Genomic DNA, 18,153 nt, shown 5'->3' on the forward strand with positions numbered 1-18,153 from the left:
GGCGTTACCACGCGGAGCGTGGGAACGATCAAGCAACGATCAGGTATCACCACTCGGCGAAGCTGCCATCGGCGTGGCGCCAGATCGGATTGCGCCAGCGATGGCCGATGGCGGCCCGTTCGATCACGTATTCCTCGTTGATCTCGATCCCCAGGCCCGGACCGTTGGGGATCTTCACGAAGCCTTTCTCATAGTCGAACACCCGTGGATCCTTGACGTAATCCAGCAGGTCGTTGCTTTCGTTGTAATGGATGCCCAGGCTCTGTTCCTGGATAAAGGCGTTGTAGCAAACCGCATCCAGTTGCAGGCAGGCCGCCAGGGCAATCGGCCCCAGCGGGCAATGCAGGGCCAGGGCGACGTCATAGGCCTCGGCCATGTTGGCGATCTTGCGGGTTTCGGTGATGCCGCCGGCATGGGAAGCATCCGGCTGGATGATGTCGACATAACCTTCACTGAGCACCCGCTTGAAATCCCAGCGCGAGAACAGCCGCTCGCCGAGGGCGATCGGCGTACTGGTCAACGGCGCCAGCTCCTTGAGGGCTTCGTAGTTCTCGCTGAGCACCGGCTCCTCGATAAACATCAGCTTGTAGGGGTCGAGTTCCTTCATCAGCACCTTGGCCATGGGCTTGTGCACCCGGCCATGGAAGTCCACGCCGATGCCGACATCCGGACCCACCGCATCGCGCACCGCGGCGACGTTCGCCAGCGCCAGGTCGACCTTGTCGTGGGTATCGAGAAATTGCAGTTCCTCGGTGCCGTTCATCTTCACCGCGGTGAAGCCACGGCTGACCGCTTCCTTCGCCGCCCGCGCGGTGTCGGCCGGACGATCGCCGCCGATCCACGAATACACACGGATCTTGTCCCGCACCTGACCGCCCAGCAGATCGCTGACCGATACCCCCAGGGCCTTGCCCTTGATATCCCAGAGCGCCTGGTCGATCCCGGCCAGGGCACTCATGTGGATCGCCCCGCCACGATAGAAGCCGCCGCGGTAGAGCACCGTCCAGATATCCTCGATATTGCGTGGGTCCTTGCCGATCAGGTAATCGGACAATTCCTCGACCGCCGCCGCCACCGTGTGGGCACGGCCTTCCACGACGGGCTCGCCCCAGCCGGTGACGCCCTCGTCGGTTTCGATCTTGAGGAAGCACCAGCGCGGTGGAACGATGTAGGTGGTGAGCTGGGTGATTTTCATCGCTTATCTCTCTTGTAATGGGGCTTGTCGATGGACGCCCTGGGCGTCGGCAGTCTTAACGAAAGGTGTTCCAGGCCGTCATGTAGGCCTTGGCGCGAACCGCCACCTCATCGGGGCTCAGGCCCGGCTTGAACAGCCCCGAGCCAAGGCCGAAGCCGCCGACGCCGGCCTCGAGGAATACCGCCATGTTGTCCGGCGTGATACCGCCCACCGGGAGCAACAGGGTCCCGGCCGGCAACACCGCGAGCCAGGCCTTGACCACGGCCGGGCCCATCTGCTCGGCGGGGAACATCTTCAGCACGTCGGCACCTTCGGCGAGGGCGGCAAAGGCTTCGGTGGGCGTGGCGACACCCGGCGACAGGTACAGGCCGGCGGCCTTGGCCGCGCGCAGGACCACAGGGTCGCTGTGGGGCATGACGATCACCTGACCGCCCGCCGCCTTCACCTGCCCGACCTGCGCCGGCGTCAGCACGGTACCGGCACCCACCAGGCAATCGGCGGGCAGGCTATCGCGCAGGATACGGATGCTGTCATAGGGTTGCGGGGAGTTGAGCGGCACTTCCAGGGTGCGGAACCCGGCGTCGTACAACACCCGGCCGATGACCTTCGCCTCCTCCGGGCGCAGGCCGCGAAGGATGGCGATCAGACCGTTTTTTGCCAGCGCTTGCTTGAGCATCTCAAACCTCTGAAAGGAATCGTCGAAAGCTTCAGTCGAGCAAGCCGGCCGCCTGGGCCAGTTGCCATAAACCCCGTTCGGTGGCCTGCTCGGCCAGGCTCACCGAGGCAAAGCCGCAGGCCTCCAGGGCCCGCCGGTAACGGACACAGAGTTGTTCGTTGCCGATCAGCAGGATCGCCGGCAGCTCGCTGCCGGTGTGGCGCTGGAGCAGCAACGCGCGCAGCGCCACCAGTTCATGGCCGATCAGCAGGCCGGACAGGTAGTTGGGTTGCTCGGCAGGACTCAGCTCGCCGGTCAGGCCCAGGGTGCGGGCACTGAACAGGGTCGACAAGGGGCCGATCTCGCCCTCGGCGGACAAGGCCACCTGCACGCCACGATCGAAGGCGTGCGCGTCGAACGGCGCATTGCGTTGCTGGGTGCGGCCGAGGATGGTGTGCTCGCTCAAGGCACCGAAGAGCTCGCCGGTCATGAAGGTGTCGAAGTGCACGAGGTTGCCGGCGACCACCTGGACCCATTTCGAATGGCTGCCGGGCAGGCCGATCAGCACCCGGCTGTCGTCGCCCAGCACATCGAGGGCACCGAGCACCTGGGTTTCCTCGCCGCGCATCACGTTGGGCAGGCGGGAGCGCTGGATGACCCCGGGAACGATATGCAGGTCGCTACCGCGCAAGGTGGCGACCCTTTGCAGACTGGAGCCCAGGCCCGCAAGGCTGGCCGGGGTTTCCCGATAGACCGCTTCGCGCCAGCCCTGAGCGCTGCCGACCATGCCACAGGCGATCACCGGCAGTTGCGGACAGGCATCGAGCCAGTCACCACAGGCCTCATCGAATGCCAGTTCAAAACCGTCGCTGCACCACTGGCCGGCTACCAGCCGTGGCACCTTGGGCAATTGCATGATGCCGCAAGCCAGCGCGCGCTGTTCCAGCACCAGGCCCTGGGGACCGAGCTTGTAGGCACGAAGGGAAGTGGTTCCCCAGTCGAGCGCGATCAATTGCGCCTGCATCGCTTCACCTGTTTTGTTTTTCTGGGCAGTGAGTGCGATGAACTATAAACCCGGCGCGTTTAAAATCTCAATATATAAATATCAATCCCATATAGTGGGAAAAACTAAACTCTTAAGAACAACACCGACCTGGTAGGAGCTGGCTTGCCAGCGATGGCTGCCGTACGGTCGGCGCCAGACAAGGAGGCCCCCCTTACCGGCAAGCCCGCTCCCACAAGGGGCCGTCACGGCAGCCGTGGTATATTCGCGCCCCACCCCGCCCTGTCGAAGGAATGCCCGACGGTGAACAAGAAAATCGGCATCAGAGCCCAGCAAGCCGACCAGACACGCGCCCGTATCCTCAAGGCGGCGGTCAAGGTTTTCACCCGCGACGGCTATTCCGGCGGTCGGGTGGAAAGCATTTCCCGCGAAGCCGAATCCAACGACCGCATGCTCTACTACTACTTCGGCAGCAAGGAGCGGCTGTTCATTTGCGTGCTGGAACACACCTACGAGCAGTTCAACAAGGCCGAAAGCAAACTGCGCCTGGACCTGGACCAGCCCCTGGAAGCCCTGCGGGAACTGGTGGCCTTCGTCTGGAACTACTACGTCAAGCACCCGGAATTCGTGGCCATCCTGAGCATCGAGAACCTGCACAAGGGCAGGCACGCCCAGCAGTCCGGGGAACTGCGGCGGCTGTCGGGGGAAGCGGTCGGCGTGTTGCGGCCGATCATCGAGGCGGGCCAGGCCCGGGGGATCTTTCGCGAGGACCTGGACCTCAAGCACGTGTACCTGATGATCGCCTCGCTCTGCTATTTCTATAATTCCAACCAGCACACCCTGAGTTCATTCCTCGGCGAGCCGCTGGCGGAGAAACACCAGCAGCAGGACTGGCTGGCGTTTATCAGCGACCTGGTGGTTCGCGGGGTATTGCGCCTGCCGTAAACGCAAAACCTGTAGGAGCCGGCTTGCCAGCGATAAGGCCATCAAGCCTTGCAGCGCCCACCCGGCCGCCTTCGCGGGCAAGCCCGCTCCCACAATCACCGGCTCAGCCGCGGATATACGGCCCCCCCCCTGTGGGAGTGGGCTTGCCCACGAAGAGGGCCTTGAGGCTTGCAGCACTCTTGTGGTCCTGCAGCGCCCACCCGGCCGCCATCGCTGGCAAGCCCGCTTCCACAATCACCGGCTCAGCCGCGGATATACGGCCAACACACCCCTGTGGGAGTGGGCTTGCCCACGAAGAGGGCCTTGAGGCTTGCAGCACTCTTGTGGTCCTGCAGCGCTCATCCGGCCGCCATCGCTGGCAAGCCAGCTCCTACAGGTTCGCGGTGCGGCAACGAACAGTGCCCATCAGTGGGTTCCCGGATTCGCGCGTACATGGGCCACGGTCTTTTCCAGCCCCTGCCATGGCGGCGCATCGCCGGCAAAGCGGCTGCGCAGGTACGCCGCCAGTTCCGCCACCTGGGTATTGGACAGGCTGTCCTTGAAGCCCGGCATATAGCCCAGGTCGCGGGTCGCCGGCGTCGCAATCCCTTGCAGGATCACCTTGATCAGATTGTCCGGCAGGTCGCTGTGCACATTGGTATTGCTCGCCAGCGACGGGCTGACCCCGAACAGCTTCGGCCCCAGGCCATCGGCATGGCAGCCCTGGCACGAGCCTTCGAACACCCGCTGCCCGTTGCTCAGGGACAACGCTTCAACCGCTGCCGGACGGGTTGCCCGTTCCACCACCCGTGCCTCGTCCTGCGCGCCGTTGAGCGAGGCCAGGTACACCGCCATCGCACGCACGTCTTCCTTCGGCAACTTCGCCAGTTCGCTGACCACCGGCCCCATCGGCCCCGCCGCCACGCCATGGGCATCGGAATAGCCGCTGCTCAGGTAGGTGAACAACTGGTCCTCGGTCCAGGGCGTCGGCGCCTTAGACAAGCCGGTGAGGGCCGGCGCCTCCCAGCCATCGACCAGCCCGCCGGACAGAAACGCCGCGCCGCCCTTCTCTGCGCCCATCAGGTTGCGCGGCGAATGACAGGCCGCGCAGTGCCCCAGGCCGTTGACCAGATAAGCCCCGCGATTCCACTGCTCGCTGCGTTGCGGCTGCACCTGGATTTCCCCCTTGCGCAGGAACAACGCATTCCACCCTGCCATCAACGGCCGCTGGTTGAACGGAAAGCGCATGGCGTTGGCCCTGGCCGGCTGACTGACCGGTGCCTGGGACATCAGGTAGGCGTACAGCGCCTGCATGTCGGCATCGTTGATATTGCGAAACGCCGTGTAGGGAAACGCCGGATACAGATTGCGCCCGTCGCGCCCGATCCCCTCGCGCATCGCCCGCTCGAAGGCCGGATACGACCAACTGCCAATGCCGGTCTGTACATCCGGGGTGATATTGCTGCTGTACAAGGTGCCGAACGGCGTCTCCATCGCCAGCCCTCCGGCATTGGTCGCCCCGCCCGGCGCCGTGTGGCAGACCGCGCAATCGCCGACCGCCGCCAACAGGCGTCCACGTTCCAGGGTAGCCGCCGACCAGGTGCCGGCGCTCGGTGGCGCGATGGGGGCGATCTCGCCATGCCAGGGCCAGGCAGTGGCCGCCATGCCCAGCAACGCGCCAAAGGCGGCGAACAAGGAACCGAACAACCATTTCGAGCGCTTGGCCGGGGACTTCGGCGGATCCTGCTCGGTACCGGCATTGAGCGCCTGCAACACCCGCTCCGGGGTGATCGGCAGTTCGCGAAAGCGGATCCCGGTGGCATCGAAGATCGCGTTGGCAATCGCCGCCGCGCTCGGCACCGAGGCCGATTCCCCCGCGCCCATGGGCGGCTCGCTCTGGCGCGGCATCATCAGCACGTCGATCTTCGGCACTTCGGGAAAGGTCAGGATCGGGTAGCCGCCCCACTCCTTGCTCGCCACCGTCGATTCCTCGAAGGTCACCCGCTCCTTGAGCACCCGGCTGGTGGACTGGATCACATTGCCGTGGATCTGGTGCCGCACGCCGTCGGGGTTGATCATCATCCCCGAGTCATGGCCGATCACCACCCGGGTCACCGAGACATCGCCGGTCTGCCGGTCGATCGCCACGTCCGCGACCCAGGCGGCCCAGGCCGCGCCGAACCCGGGAAACTTGCTGTGGATATAACGCGCGTAGGCAAAGCCACGCCCGCGCAACAGATGGTCGTCGTTGGGGGTCTGCATCGGCGCGGTGCGCGGGGTCCAGGCGGCGCGCTCGGCGGTGGATTTCACCAGGTCCACGGCGCGCTCGTCATGCAGGTAGCGCAGGCGGTATTCCACCGGATCGACGCCGGCGGCAAAGGCCAGTTCGTCGATATAGGATTCGTGGGCGAAGGTGTTGGGCAAGGCCGAGACCCCGCGCATCCACGAGGCCCGGACAATCGGCGACATATCATTGATGCTGACCCGCATATGTTCGTAGTCGTAGGGTGGGATCGAGGTCCGGTCGCCCATCTCGAACATCGCCGCCACCGGCTCGACGCGCCCGGTGAGCAACAGGGCCAGGGTCGGCGCGCCGTTGGACGGGTAGCTGGTCTGGAAGTCATAGCCGGCGACGCTGCCGTCGGCATTCAGGCCGCCATCGACATCCATCAGTTGCGCCGTGCCCTTGGGCTCCCAGACGTGTTCCTGGTCCCGGGTCAGTTGTACCCGCACCGGCTTGCCGACGGCCCGGGACAACAGCAGCGCGTCGGCGCAGACATCGTCGGCACAGTTGCGCCCGTAGCAGCCGGCGGCCTCCATGCGGATGATCTCGATATGTTCCTCGGGGCACTCCAGCAACCAGGCCAGGTCGGCCCGCAACAGGTGCGGGTTCTGGCTGCCGGACCAGACCCGGATGGCGCCCGCCTGGTAATCCGCCAGCCCGCAGGACGGGCCGATCGAGGCATGCATCTGGTAGGGCCACAGGTAGGTGCGCGGCATGCGCTGGCTGGCACCGGCCAGGGCTTCGTCGACCTGGCCCTGGTCATGCACCGTGCGCTTGATCCGCGGGTTGTCGCGGATCGCCTGCTCGACGTCGCTCAGGTCCGGCAGCTTCTGCCGCCAGTCCTTCCAGCGCACCCGCAGTTCCTGGGCCGCCTTCGCCGCCTGTTCCTCGCGCAACGCCACCACCCCGACAAAGTCGCGGATCACCACCACCCGGACAATCCCGGGAATATGGGCGATGGACGACTCATCCACCTCCAGCAGGCTGTTGCCGACAAAGTCGCCGCTATCGAACCCGGCATAGGGCGGCCGCACCACCCGGCCATGGAGCATGTCCGGCACGCGCATATCGTGGACATAGGTCAGCTCGCCGGTGGCCTTGGCCGGGATATCGACCCGCGCCGCGCCCTTGCCCACCAGCCGATAGTCGGCGGCCGGCTTGAGTGGCGCGTCACCGCTGATGCGCAATTGATCGTGTTCGCCCGCCACCAGTTCGGTGTAGCTCAGGGCCCGGCCGTCCGGCGCCTTGACGATACCGCGCTCGACCCGCAGTTCCTGCGCTGCCAGCCCCCAGCGCCGCGCCGCCCGCGCCAGCAGGAAACGCCGCGCCTCGGCCGCCGCGTTGCGCAGGGGCACCGCGGAAATCTGCAGGGTCGCACTGGCGATGGTCGCGCCCTGGTTCGGTGCCCGCTCGGTGTCGCCGAGCACCATGCGCACCTGCGCCACTTCCAGGTCCAACTCTTCGGCGACGATCTGCGACAGCGAGGTGCGGATGCCGGTGCCGAGGTCGACATGGCCGTTGAAGGCATAGACCCAGCCGTCATCGCTGATCGCGATGAACAGCCCCAGCTCCTTGGGCTTGACCACCGGCGAACCGCCCTTGGCCACCGGGCCGGAGGGCGGCAGGATATCGTCGACAATCAGCAGGACGCCGGTCTTGGCCAGCAATTGATCACGGGTGGGGATGGCATCGGTCATGGTCGTCGGTCCACGTTCAAGGCGTTTGACGGGCGGCACGCAGCACCGCGCGAAGGATTTCGATATGGGTGCCGCAGCGGCAGAGATTGGCGGACAGTTCGTTGCGGATCTGTGCCTCGCTGGGGTGCGGATTGCGGTCGAGCAGGGCCTTGGCGGTCATGATCATGCCGTTCAGGCAATAACCGCACTGGGCCGCCTGCTCATCGATAAAGGCCTGCTGCACCGGGTGCGGCGCCTCGCGGCTGCCGAGCCCCTCAAGGGTGACGATCTGCCGATCCACCGCACCGGCCAGGGGAAACACGCAGGAGCGCGCGGCCACCCCATCGATGATCACCGTGCACGCCCCGCATTCGCCGAGGCCACAGCCGTACTTGGGGCCGTTGAGCCGCAGGTCGTTGCGCAGGATCAGCAACAGCGGCGTGTCCGCCATGGCGGTGACCGAAGTGGTGCTGCCGTTGACCTCAAGGGCTACCGTGATTTCCTGCGTCGTCATGGGCTGCGCTCAGTTCATTTGATGAAGTGATCACTACATGAAAAAGCCATGGCTCTACGCCGTCAGTGTCTCCTGACGACACACTTTTTCTGATGAAGTGGTTACTACATGAACAGAGAGCAAGAAGGATGCCAGCGGCGTGGGTTCGGGTGATCACGATCATTCCCACGCTCCGCGTCACGGGTCCGCAGCGGACGCAGAGCGTCCGGAGAGGCGTTCCCACGCGGAGCGTGGGAACGATCAAACACCCCCCCTGTGGGAGTGGGCTTGCCCACGAAGAGGGCCTTGAGGCTTGCAGCGCTCTTGTGGTCCAGCAGCGGCTGCGCGGACGCCTTCGCGGGCAAGCCCGCTCCCACGGGGTTAGTGTTTGCGGTGCGATATTTGTGAGAGACAGCCAGGCGGCGCTGCGCTTGCTGGCGACGAGGTTGGCACAGGTAAGGCAGGACCCGTTGCCCGGCACCATGGGATCCCTCCCAAGCATCGGTGCAAGAGGGGTTATTCGTCGCGGTCGTCGATCATCTTGCGCAGCAGAAACAGCACCGCCACCTGCTCGGCGGGGTTGAGGTTGCTCATGGTCAGCTCGCTGATCCGCGCGGCACAGGGCACGGTCTGCTGCACCAGGCGGGCGCCTTCGTCGGTCAGGCCGACGATGACCTTGCGCCGGTCCTCGGGGTCAGGCTCCAGGCTGATCAGCTCGCGGGCCTTGAGTCGTTCGACGATGCCACGGATGGTGGCCTGGTCGACGGCGGTCGCCTTGACCAGCTCGGTCAGAGAACTGGGGCCGTGGTCACGCACCGCGCACAGGGTGACGAACTGCACGGCCGTCAGCTGCGAATCGCCGACATTCTGCTGGAAGATCGCCATATGTCGCTGGTAGGCCTTGCGCAGCAGGTGGCCGACCTGTTCGGAGAAGACGTAGGAGTTGGAATCAGGAGTATCCGGCACGGCAGGCTCGAAAAGGCAATGGAGAATGGGCTGGCATGATGGACAGGTTGCGAGGCGGACTCAAGTGTGAGGTCGTCCGGGCCGGCCCCTTTGCAGGCAAGCCCGGCTCCTGCAGTCCTCTGTCGCTCACCAGATCGTTCCCACGCTCCGCGTGGGAATGCCTCTCTGGACGCTCTGCGTCCGCTGTAGATCTGTGACGCGGAGCGTCACGGGGTGCATTCCCACGCGGAGCGTGGGAACGATCCACGTCGCCACTCAACGGGCCCGCGAGGCCTCGGGGGCCACCACGTCGCCGCCGATCACCACCGCCTGGTCATCCAGGTAGACATCGCAATTGCGCAGCGGAATGTCCATGTGGCACGGCGTCTTGCGGGTGCCGCCGACTTCGGTGTTGGGCCCGGTGGAGAACAGGAAGTTGCCGTAGAACGCCCGTGCATCCATGCACATGCCGTCGTTCTTGTCGTGCAGGCCCATGGCGGTCCACTGCGCCTTAGGCTGCAGGCCCCAGCCGATATGGGAGATGCCGTAGACCTCGGGATCGTTGAAGTATTTCATGTAGTCGCGCAGGTATTCGGCCTCGAAACCGCCATGGATCGAGGTAATGAAGCCCTTCTCGATCTCCAGGGTGATCTTCTCCCGGGTATAGGTCTTGAACGGCAGGAGGATGTCGCCGATATCCAGCACCAGCACGCCCTCGGCGGTTTCCTCGTTCGGCCAGGAAAACAGGAAGCCGCTCGGCCAGTGGTCCCAACGCCCCGGCTCATCGGCGAAACCGTACTCGGTCACCGACGGATACTGCCCCAGCGCCGCACGGAAATCGCTGCCGGCACGGGACTTCACATGGATCGAGCGCGCCCTCTTCAACAGTGCTTCTGCCGCCAGCACCCGCACCTTGTCGGCCTCGGTCGGCAGCATGCGCGCCAGTACTTCCGGCGGCTCGACCGCCAGCAGGATGCGCGTGCCGGTCTTGAGGATCTGCTCCTGCTCCGGCGAGTGCAGCAGCATCATGGTGTCGATGATCAGGTCCGCCGCCTCCAGCGCCCGCTGGGCGGCGATATTGCCCGTCAGCGCGGTGTCGCCGCAGTAGGCGGTCATGTCATTGCCCATGGCCATCGGGTGGTTGAAGGACGGCAATTCCACCGCGTACACCTTGGCCCCCAGGCGCTGCGAAGCCTCCATTGCCGAACGCACGGTGCGCGGGTCGGAGTAATGGCTCTTGAGCACCGCGACACTCTGGGTCGAGTCGACCTTCGACAGTTTCAACACGTGCTCGAACATCTGCGTCAGTTCGCAATCACTTACCGGCATTTCCTCTCTCCTCGATTCGCCCACGACGCACCAAGTAGAAGCGTCGCGCTTCACTCTAGTGCATTTTTATAGCGTATACGCCATTTAAATCCGATAAGACCCGAATTGAAGACATTCTGCAAGAGCCAGACAAAAACGTTACCAACCCACACAACCCCAATAAAATAAGGTTACTTAGCGTTACGACAGCCAAATATCGGCAAAATTTTAATTTTTACGGAGGATCTTCTCTTTTCAAAAAAAGAGCGTATACACTTTAAAAACCTTGCGGGTCGTCCCCGCCAACCTTCACTCGGAACGAGGAGCATGCCCATGGCAAGCACACAAAAAATCGCCATCGTCGGCGCGGGCCTGGGTGGCGCGGCCGCCGCCACCCTGTTGCAACAGGCGGGATTCGACGTGACGATCTACGAGCAGGCGCCGGAGTTTTCCCGCCTGGGTGCCGGGATCCACATGGGCCCGAATATCATGAAGATCTTCCGGCGCATGGGCATCGAGCAGCAGCTCGACCAGATGGGTTCGCACCCGGACCACTGGTTCAGCCGGGACGGCATGAGCGGCGACTACCTGTCGCGCATTCCCCTGGGCGAGTTTGCCCGCAAGGAATACGGCGCTTCCTATATCACTGTGCACCGTGGCGACCTGCACGCCTTGCAGATGTCCACCATCAAACCGGGCACCCTGCACTTCAACAAGCGCCTGGAAACCATCGAGGACCGCGGTGACCAGGTGCACCTGACGTTCACCGACGGCACCCACGCCAGCGCCGATATCGTCATCGGTGCCGACGGCATCAACTCGAAGATCCGTGAAGAGCTGCTGGGCCAGGAAGCACCGCTGTACAGCGGCTGGGTCGCCCACCGCGCGCTGATCACCCGCGACAAGCTGGCCCGCTACGACCTGAACTTCGAAGACTGCATCAAGTGGTGGAGCGAGGACCGGCACATGATGGTCTACTACACCACCGGCAAGCGCGACGAGTACTACTACGTCACCGGCGTGCCTCACCCGGAACTGGACTTCGACGGTCCGTTCGTCGACAGCAGCCGCGAAGAGATGTTCGCAGCCTTCCAGGGCTACCACCCCACCGTCCAGGCGCTGATCGAATCCACCGATACCGTGACCAAATGGCCGCTGCGCAACCGCAACCCACTGCCGCTGTGGAGCCGCGGGCGCCTGGTGCTGCTGGGCGATGCCTGCCACCCGATGAAGCCGCACATGGCCCAGGGCGCCGGCATGGCCATCGAAGACGCGGCGATGCTGACCCGCTGCCTGCAGGAAACCGGTCTGGGCGACTACCGCACCGCCTTCGAGCTCTATGAAGCCAACCGCAAGGACCGCGCGTCCCGCGTGCAATCGGTATCCAACGCCAACACCTGGCTGCGCACCCAGGAAGATCCGGCCTGGGTCTACGGCTACGACCTCTATGCCCAACAGCTGAAATCGGGGGTGGCGGCGTGAGCACCTTCGTCCATGGCGGCAACGTCCAGGCCAACGGCATTCGCCAGCACTACCTGCGCTACGGCGGCAAGGGCGCGGCGCTGATCCTGATCCCCGGCATCACCAGCCCGGCGATCACCTGGGGATTCGTCGCCGAGCGTTTCGGCAAGTATTTCGACACCTATGTGCTGGATGTGCGTGGCCGCGGCCTGTCCTCCAGCGGCCCGGAACTGGACTACAGCGCCGAGACCTGCGCCAGCGATATCGCCGCGTTTGCCGCGGCCCTGGGCCTGGACAGCTACCACCTGGTGGGCCACTCCATGGGCGCGCGCTTTGCCGTGCGCAGTGCGGTGCTCAGCCCCGCCGGAGTGAAAAGCCTGGTGCTGATCGACCCGCCGGTATCCGGCCCGGGCCGTCGCGAGTACCCGAGCAAGTTGCCGTGGTACGTCGACTCGATCCGCCAGTCGCTGGTCGGGATGGACGCCGAGGCGATGCGCGCCTTCTGCGCCACCTGGACCGAAGAACAACTGCAACTGCGCGCCGAATGGCTGCACACCTGCTACGAGCCAGCGATTGTCCGGGCCTTCAACGACTTCCATGACGTCGACTTCCACCAGGACCTGCCGCGCCTCGAGGCGCCGGCCCTGCTGCTGGTGGCCGGGCGCGGCGGCGTGATCCAGCCCGAGGACGAAGCCGAGATCCGCGAACTGCAACCGACGATCCGCATCGCCCATGTCGCCGATGCCGGGCACATGATTCCCTGGGATGACCTGGACGGCTTCTTCGCCGCCTTCGGTGATTTCCTCGGCGTGCACCTGACCTCTTGAATCTGTGGGAGCCGGCAAGCCAGCTCCCACAGGTTGATGTATCGGCTGAATTATCGATTTAAGGAGACAAGCATGCTCAAGCCTTACCGCATCGGTCAGATCGTACCGAGCTCGAACACCACCATGGAAACCGAGATCCCGGCGATGCTCAACGCCCGCCAGGCGATCCGTCCGGAACGCTTCACCTTTCACTCCAGCCGCATGCGCATGAAGCAGGTGCGCAAGGAAGAACTGGCGGCGATGGACGGCGAGTCCGATCGCTGCGCCGTCGAGCTGTCCGACGCCAAGGTCGATGTACTCGGCTACGCCTGCCTGGTAGCGATCATGGCCATGGGCCTGGGCTATCACCGCCAGTCCGAGGCGCGCCTGCGCAAGGCCACCGCCGACAACGACGGCAATGCCCCGGTGATCACCAGCGCCGGTGCCCTGATCGAGGGCCTGAAAGTCATGGGTGCCAAGCGCATCGCCATTGTCGCGCCCTACATGAAGCCGCTGACCGAACTGGTGGTGAACTACATCCGCGAGGAAGGTTTCGAGGTCGTCGACTGGCGCGCCCTGGAGATCCCCGACAACCTCGAAGTGGCCCGTCACGATCCGGCCAACCTGCCGGGCATCGTCGCCGGGATGAACCTCGAAGGCGTCGACGTGATCGTGCTCTCGGCCTGCGTGCAGATGCAGTCGCTGCCGGCCGTCGCCAAGGTCGAGGCACAGACCGGCAAGCCGGTGCTGACGGCCGCCATCGCCACCACCTACGCCATGCTCAAGGCCCTGGACCTGGAGCCGATCGTGCCCGGTGCCGGTGCCCTGTTGTCCGGCGCCTACTGAGCGGGGTCCGCGAGATGAGCGAACAAAGCGCCAATGACAATTACCAGGGAGTCTGGGGCCAGCGCATCGGCTTCGGACGCAAACCGGCACTGCTGATGATCGATTTCATGCAGGGCTACACCACCGAGGGTGCACCGCTGTTCGCTCCGGGCGTGGTCAGCGCGGTGGCCGAAAGCGTGGCCCTGCTCGACAGCGCCAGGCGTCACGGGATTGCGGTGGTGCACACCAATATTCGCTACCATCCGGGACACTTCGCCGACGGTGGCGTCTGGGTGCGCAAGGCCCCGGTGATGAAGGACATGGTCGAGGGCAATCCGCTCGCGGCCTTCTGCGAAGCGGTGCTGCCGCTGCCGTCGGAAGTGGTGATCAGCAAGCAGTACGCCAGTGCGTTTTTCGGCACCAGCCTGGCCTCGCAGTTGCACGCCCAGGGTATCGATACCGTGGTCCTGGCCGGCTGTTCCACCAGCGGCTGCATCCGCGCAACGGCGGTGGATGCCGTCCAGCATGGATTTCGCACCATCGTGGTACGCGAATGCGTGGGCGACCGGCATCCGGCGCCCCATGAAGCGAATCTGTTCGACATCGACAGCAAGTACGGCGATGTCGTCAGCAAACAGGAAGCGATCTCGAAGTTCAAGGAGCAATAAGGTTTTACGAAGAACCGCGCCATAGAGCGTGGTCTTGAAAAACTGAGAGCCCACTTTGGCATACGGCTTGTTGAATAAAGCCGGTCAACTATGGGAGCTCCCAGTCTTCTGACACTGCCTTTGGAAGTCGCTTTCACAGCACTCCGAAGTGCTGGAACAAAAGCGGCTGTAATAAAAACCAAAGAGGGCCGCGTGAAAACGTAGCGAGCGAAGTCAATACCAGGCGAAGACAGGCGAGGACGCGGAGTTTACACGTTGTAAATGAGCAGTCCGAACCTGTCTTCAATGCAGTATTTTCGAGCGCGGCAGTTTTCACGGGGCACGAATAAGTCACCGCCAGGAGACAACCAATGCCCATTGCGAATGCAACATCAGCGACTTCGGTCGCCGACCCGACCCAAGCGCTCTACCACAAGATCACCTGGAAACTGATCCCGTTCCTGTGCTTCTGCTATCTGGCCGCGTACCTCGACCGGATCAATATCGGTTTCGCCAAACTGCAGATGCTCGACCAGTTGCACTTCAGCGAAACCGCCTTCGGCCTCGGTGCCGGCCTGTTTTTCGTCGGTTATATCCTGTTCGAGGTGCCGAGCAACCTGGTGCTGGAACGGGTCGGGGCGAAAATCTGGATCGCGCGGATCATGATCACCTGGGGCCTGCTCTCGGCCTGCACCATGCTGGTCACGTCCACCACGCAGTTCTACATCCTGCGTTTCCTGCTCGGCGCCGCGGAGGCCGGTTTCCTGCCAGGCGTGCTGTTCTACCTGACCACCTGGTTCCCGACCCACCGACGGGGACGGATCATCGCTCTGTTCATGATCGGCCTGCCGCTCTCCAGCGTGATCGGCGGCCCGCTGTCCGGCTGGGTGATGGGCCATTTCGACCAGGTCAGCGGCCTGCGCGGCTGGCAGTGGCTGTTCCTGATCGAAGCGATTCCCAGCGTGCTGCTCGGCATCCTGACGTTCTGGGCGCTGCCGAACCACTTCCGCCAGGCCAAATGGCTGAGCGAAGACGAGAAAAATGTACTGGAAAACGAGCTGCGGGCCGATGAGGCCAGCAGCCCGGACAGCAAGCAGAATTTCCGCGACGGTTTCTTCAACCTGAAGGTGTGGATGCTCGGCGGCATCGATTTCTCGATCCTGCTCAGCGCCTATGCCATGGGTTTCTGGATGCCGACGTTCATTCGCAACGCGGGCATCACCGACACCTTCCATATCGGCGTACTGACCGCCTTGCCGAGTGTCGCCGCACTGCTGGGCATGCTGTTGATCGGCGCCAGTTCCGACCGCCACCGCGAGCGCCGCTGGCACATCATCGTGCCGTTCTTCATCGGTGCCGCCGCCATGGCCACCAGTACGTTCTTCACCCATAACGTGGTGGCGACCGTGGCGCTGTTCGCCATCGCCTCGGCGGCAATCATCGGCGCGGTGCCGGTGTTCTTCAGCCTGCCGGCGACCTTCCTCAAGGGCACCGCGGCGGCCACCGGCTTTGCCCTGGCCTGCTCGGTGGCGAACATCGCCGGACTGGTGAGCAACTCGCTGATGGGCGTGGCGATCGACCTGACCGGCAGCAGTGCCGGTGCGCTCTGGTTCTTCGCCGGCTGCCTGATCCTGAGCAGTTTCCTGGTGATCGCACTGCCGGCCAAACTGGTCAATCGTTAAGTAGTCACTTACCTGCCGATGGCGTTTCCAGGCATCGGCAGGCATGCTGGACTACCGCAAGACAACAACAACTCATTGGGGCAAATCAACATGCAACGCTTTCTCAAGGGCTGCGCGCTGGCGCTGGCTGTCGGCTTGTCGGCCGGTTCGCTGCAGGCGGCTGAAAAAGTCATTCTCGACACCGATTTCAACGTCCTCAACGACGACGGCCAGGCCTTTATCATGCTGGCGCAACTGCACGCGCAGAAGAAGATCGACCTGCTGGGGATGACCCTGGTCAGCGGCAATGCGTGGGTCGACCAGGAACAGGTCGATGCACTGAAGGCCGTCGAGCGCATGGGTGTGGAAAAGGAAATCGGCGTCTACTCCGGCGCGGCGTATCCGCTGCTGCATGACTTCGCGACTTATCCACAGGAGAAGGCGATGTTCGGCGCCGGCTGGCCCGGCGCGTTCAAGAACCCGCGACCGACCTCGGCCACGCAACTGGTGGCGCCACCCGATGGCATGGCGACCCACACCCAACTGCGCAGCGAAACCGCCCCGCAGTTCATTATCGACAGCGTGCGCAAGAATCCTCACGAAGTGACCCTGCTGGCCATCGGCCCGTTGACCAACCTGGCCCTGGCGATCCGCCAGGCGCCGGATATCGTGCCGCTGATCAAGCGCATCGTGTACATGGGCGGTGCCATCGAGATCCCGGGCAATACCACCCCAGCCGCCGAGTTCAACTGGTGGTTCGACCCGGAAGCGGCGCGGATCGTCCTGCGCTCGCCGATCGAACATGTGATATTCCCGAACGATGTCTGCGAGAAAGTCACCTTCGACGCCTCGGTCTACAAGCGGGTGATCGCCGCCAAGGGCGCAGTGCCGGAACTGTACAAGAGCGTGTTCGGGCCGGAGTTCGCCAAGGACCCGGGCTACCACAGCTTTACCTGGGACAGCCTGCCGGCGCTGTTCCTGACCGAGCCTGGAATCGTCACCGAATCGCGCGATATGTGGGTCGATGTCGACACCCATTTCGGTCCGGACTACGGGCGTGCCCTGGGTTACAAGAAGAACCCGCCGGTGGGGACGCAGAAAGCCAAGGTGGTGTTCGCGGTGGACCAGAAGAAATTCTGGAACGACTACGTGTCGCTGGTGACCCTGCCGACGCCGGTGAAAAAACCCTAGTCGACACACTCGTTCCCACGCACGGCGTGGGAACGGGCTTGCGCTCAGAAACGCAGACGCCAGCGTCCGTTGCGGCGCAGGTCGACCACTGACAAGGGCTCGATATCGATCGCGTTGAATGAGGCCGGGCCGGCCTGCAGTGCATGCAGGATGGCCGCGCGGATCACGAAGGGATGGGTCACGACGACAAAATGCCCGTCCTCGTGAAAACCGTCGAGCCAGGCTCCGACCCTCGCACACAGCGCCTCCACCGATTCGCCCGCCGGCGCTGCCACCTGCGGCTGGCTGACCCAGGCCGCCAGCGCCTCGGGATCGCTTTCCTGCAGATCCGCCAGGGCCAGGCCCTGCCATTCGCCAAAGTCGTAATCCCCCAGTTCCGGAACGATCTCGATCTCGCTGCCCAGGGCCTCGGCCGTCTGCCAGGCGCGGGTCTCCGGCGCACTGAGAATCCGCACCGGCTTTTTCAGCCGCGCCGCCAGCTCGGCAGCCTTGGCCAGGCCCTTGGGTTCCACCGGCTCATCCAGCGGAAAACGCCCCAGGCGCTGGGCCTCGGTGCGGGCATGGCAGACAACACTGAGCCGGATCGGCATATGGAATTTTCTCCCGTTACGCCTCGCGGGGGATTACACTCCGCGAGCACTTGTATCAATTTGTTACAAGGAAGGAAGCCGGTGGAAACCCGGCACGGTTGCGCCACTGTAATCGCATTCAAACGGCCTGTACGAGTACTCGCAAGGCGGCCTGAGGGTCGCACAGGCGATTATCGTACAGAGCATAGATGCCGAGAGTCAGACCCTTCCACGCACACTCCACTTCTCAGACCGGACGCACAATCCCTGGAGATTTTTCAGATGGCCAGTACCGCAACATACGATACTCCCGGCTCCATATCGACCCCCACCATTCCCCTCGGCGAACTGCTGCCCTGGGCAATCTTCGGCGGCCTGCTGCTGATGCTGGCGATTTACTTCGTCGGCGCGGAACAGGGCGCGACCTCGCTGATCTCCGGCATGTACGTGCATGAGTTCGTACACGATGGCCGTCATTTGCTCGGCTTTCCCTGCCACTGATCACGAGAA

Annotated in this window: 16 protein-coding genes; 8 read left to right on the forward strand and 8 right to left on the reverse strand. The window is 63.9% G+C overall.

Going from position 1 to position 18,153, the window contains the following annotated elements:
* Window positions 1-46 precede the first annotated feature (46 nt).
* Genes dgoD through HX881_RS14235 form a run of 3 tightly spaced genes read right to left on the reverse strand, consistent with a single transcriptional unit; the run spans window position 47 to window position 2,874 of the window.
* A complete protein-coding gene (dgoD, locus tag HX881_RS14225) occupies window positions 47-1,195 on the reverse strand; it encodes a galactonate dehydratase (protein ID WP_177085090.1) in 1,149 nt (382 codons plus the stop codon).
* A gap of 55 nt (window positions 1,196-1,250) precedes the next feature.
* Window positions 1,251-1,871, reverse strand: coding sequence for a 2-dehydro-3-deoxy-6-phosphogalactonate aldolase (locus HX881_RS14230; protein ID WP_177085093.1), 621 nt, complete (start codon window positions 1,869-1,871; stop codon window positions 1,251-1,253).
* A gap of 31 nt (window positions 1,872-1,902) precedes the next feature.
* Window positions 1,903-2,874 (reverse strand): 2-dehydro-3-deoxygalactonokinase, encoded by a 972-nt coding sequence (locus tag HX881_RS14235; protein ID WP_177085095.1) that lies wholly within the window; start codon window positions 2,872-2,874, stop codon window positions 1,903-1,905.
* Between the two features lie 282 nt (window positions 2,875-3,156).
* On the opposite strand from HX881_RS14235, the gene HX881_RS14240 reads away from it, so the two are divergent.
* Window positions 3,157-3,798 carry a TetR/AcrR family transcriptional regulator gene (locus HX881_RS14240; protein WP_177109658.1) on the forward strand — a complete coding sequence of 214 codons (642 nt, stop codon included), beginning with the start codon at window positions 3,157-3,159 and terminating at the stop codon, window positions 3,796-3,798.
* 405 nt (window positions 3,799-4,203) lie between these two features.
* On the opposite strand, the gene HX881_RS14245 is transcribed toward HX881_RS14240, so the two are convergent.
* The 4 genes from HX881_RS14245 to HX881_RS14260 all read right to left on the reverse strand — a co-directional run bounded on the left by HX881_RS14245 (window position 4,204) and on the right by HX881_RS14260 (window position 10,504).
* The gene (locus HX881_RS14245; RefSeq protein ID WP_177085099.1) at window positions 4,204-7,758 is read right to left on the reverse strand and encodes a molybdopterin cofactor-binding domain-containing protein; all 3,555 of its coding nucleotides are present in this window, start codon (window positions 7,756-7,758) and stop codon (window positions 4,204-4,206) included.
* 16 nt (window positions 7,759-7,774) lie between these two features.
* Window positions 7,775-8,251, reverse strand: coding sequence for a (2Fe-2S)-binding protein (locus HX881_RS14250; protein ID WP_017126440.1), 477 nt, complete (start codon window positions 8,249-8,251; stop codon window positions 7,775-7,777).
* Between the two features lie 495 nt (window positions 8,252-8,746).
* Window positions 8,747-9,196, reverse strand: coding sequence for a MarR family winged helix-turn-helix transcriptional regulator (locus tag HX881_RS14255; protein ID WP_017126439.1), 450 nt, complete (start codon window positions 9,194-9,196; stop codon window positions 8,747-8,749).
* A gap of 255 nt (window positions 9,197-9,451) precedes the next feature.
* On the reverse strand, window positions 9,452-10,504 hold the full coding sequence (locus tag HX881_RS14260; RefSeq protein WP_177085101.1) for a 2,5-dihydroxypyridine 5,6-dioxygenase: 1,053 nt from the start codon (window positions 10,502-10,504) through the stop codon (window positions 9,452-9,454).
* Between the two features lie 312 nt (window positions 10,505-10,816).
* Between HX881_RS14260 and HX881_RS14265 the strand changes: the two genes are divergently transcribed.
* From HX881_RS14265 to HX881_RS14290, 6 genes are all read left to right on the forward strand, one after another.
* Window positions 10,817-11,965, forward strand: coding sequence for an FAD-dependent monooxygenase (locus HX881_RS14265; RefSeq protein ID WP_017126437.1), 1,149 nt, complete (start codon window positions 10,817-10,819; stop codon window positions 11,963-11,965).
* Complete coding sequence (locus tag HX881_RS14270) at window positions 11,962-12,771, forward strand: alpha/beta fold hydrolase (RefSeq protein ID WP_017126436.1); 810 nt, start codon at window positions 11,962-11,964, stop codon at window positions 12,769-12,771. The genes HX881_RS14265 and HX881_RS14270 overlap by 4 nt, the downstream gene beginning before the upstream one ends.
* A 72-nt stretch (window positions 12,772-12,843) precedes the next feature.
* Entirely contained in the window at window positions 12,844-13,596 is a 753-nt protein-coding gene (locus HX881_RS14275) for a maleate cis-trans isomerase family protein (RefSeq protein ID WP_017126435.1), read from the forward strand.
* Between the two features lie 14 nt (window positions 13,597-13,610).
* On the forward strand, window positions 13,611-14,243 hold the full coding sequence (locus HX881_RS14280; protein WP_017126434.1) for an N-carbamoylsarcosine amidohydrolase: 633 nt from the start codon (window positions 13,611-13,613) through the stop codon (window positions 14,241-14,243).
* Window positions 14,244-14,593: 350 nt separating this feature from the next.
* On the forward strand, window positions 14,594-15,904 hold the full coding sequence (locus tag HX881_RS14285; RefSeq protein WP_177085103.1) for an MFS transporter: 1,311 nt from the start codon (window positions 14,594-14,596) through the stop codon (window positions 15,902-15,904).
* A gap of 90 nt (window positions 15,905-15,994) precedes the next feature.
* Window positions 15,995-17,074: a nucleoside hydrolase gene (locus HX881_RS14290; RefSeq protein ID WP_042935401.1), complete on the forward strand. Its 1,080-nt coding sequence runs from the start codon at window positions 15,995-15,997 to the stop codon at window positions 17,072-17,074.
* A gap of 44 nt (window positions 17,075-17,118) precedes the next feature.
* Here HX881_RS14290 and HX881_RS14295 read toward each other — a convergent pair whose 3' ends face one another.
* On the reverse strand, window positions 17,119-17,664 hold the full coding sequence (locus tag HX881_RS14295; protein WP_017126431.1) for a histidine phosphatase family protein: 546 nt from the start codon (window positions 17,662-17,664) through the stop codon (window positions 17,119-17,121).
* Between the two features lie 261 nt (window positions 17,665-17,925).
* On the opposite strand from HX881_RS14295, the gene HX881_RS14300 reads away from it, so the two are divergent.
* Window positions 17,926-18,144 carry a CbtB domain-containing protein gene (locus tag HX881_RS14300; RefSeq protein WP_177085105.1) on the forward strand — a complete coding sequence of 73 codons (219 nt, stop codon included), beginning with the start codon at window positions 17,926-17,928 and terminating at the stop codon, window positions 18,142-18,144.
* Window positions 18,145-18,153: the final 9 nt, after the last annotated feature.

This window comes from Pseudomonas gingeri (assembly GCF_013386115.1).
GTDB classification, from domain to species: domain Bacteria; phylum Pseudomonadota; class Gammaproteobacteria; order Pseudomonadales; family Pseudomonadaceae; genus Aquipseudomonas; species Aquipseudomonas gingeri.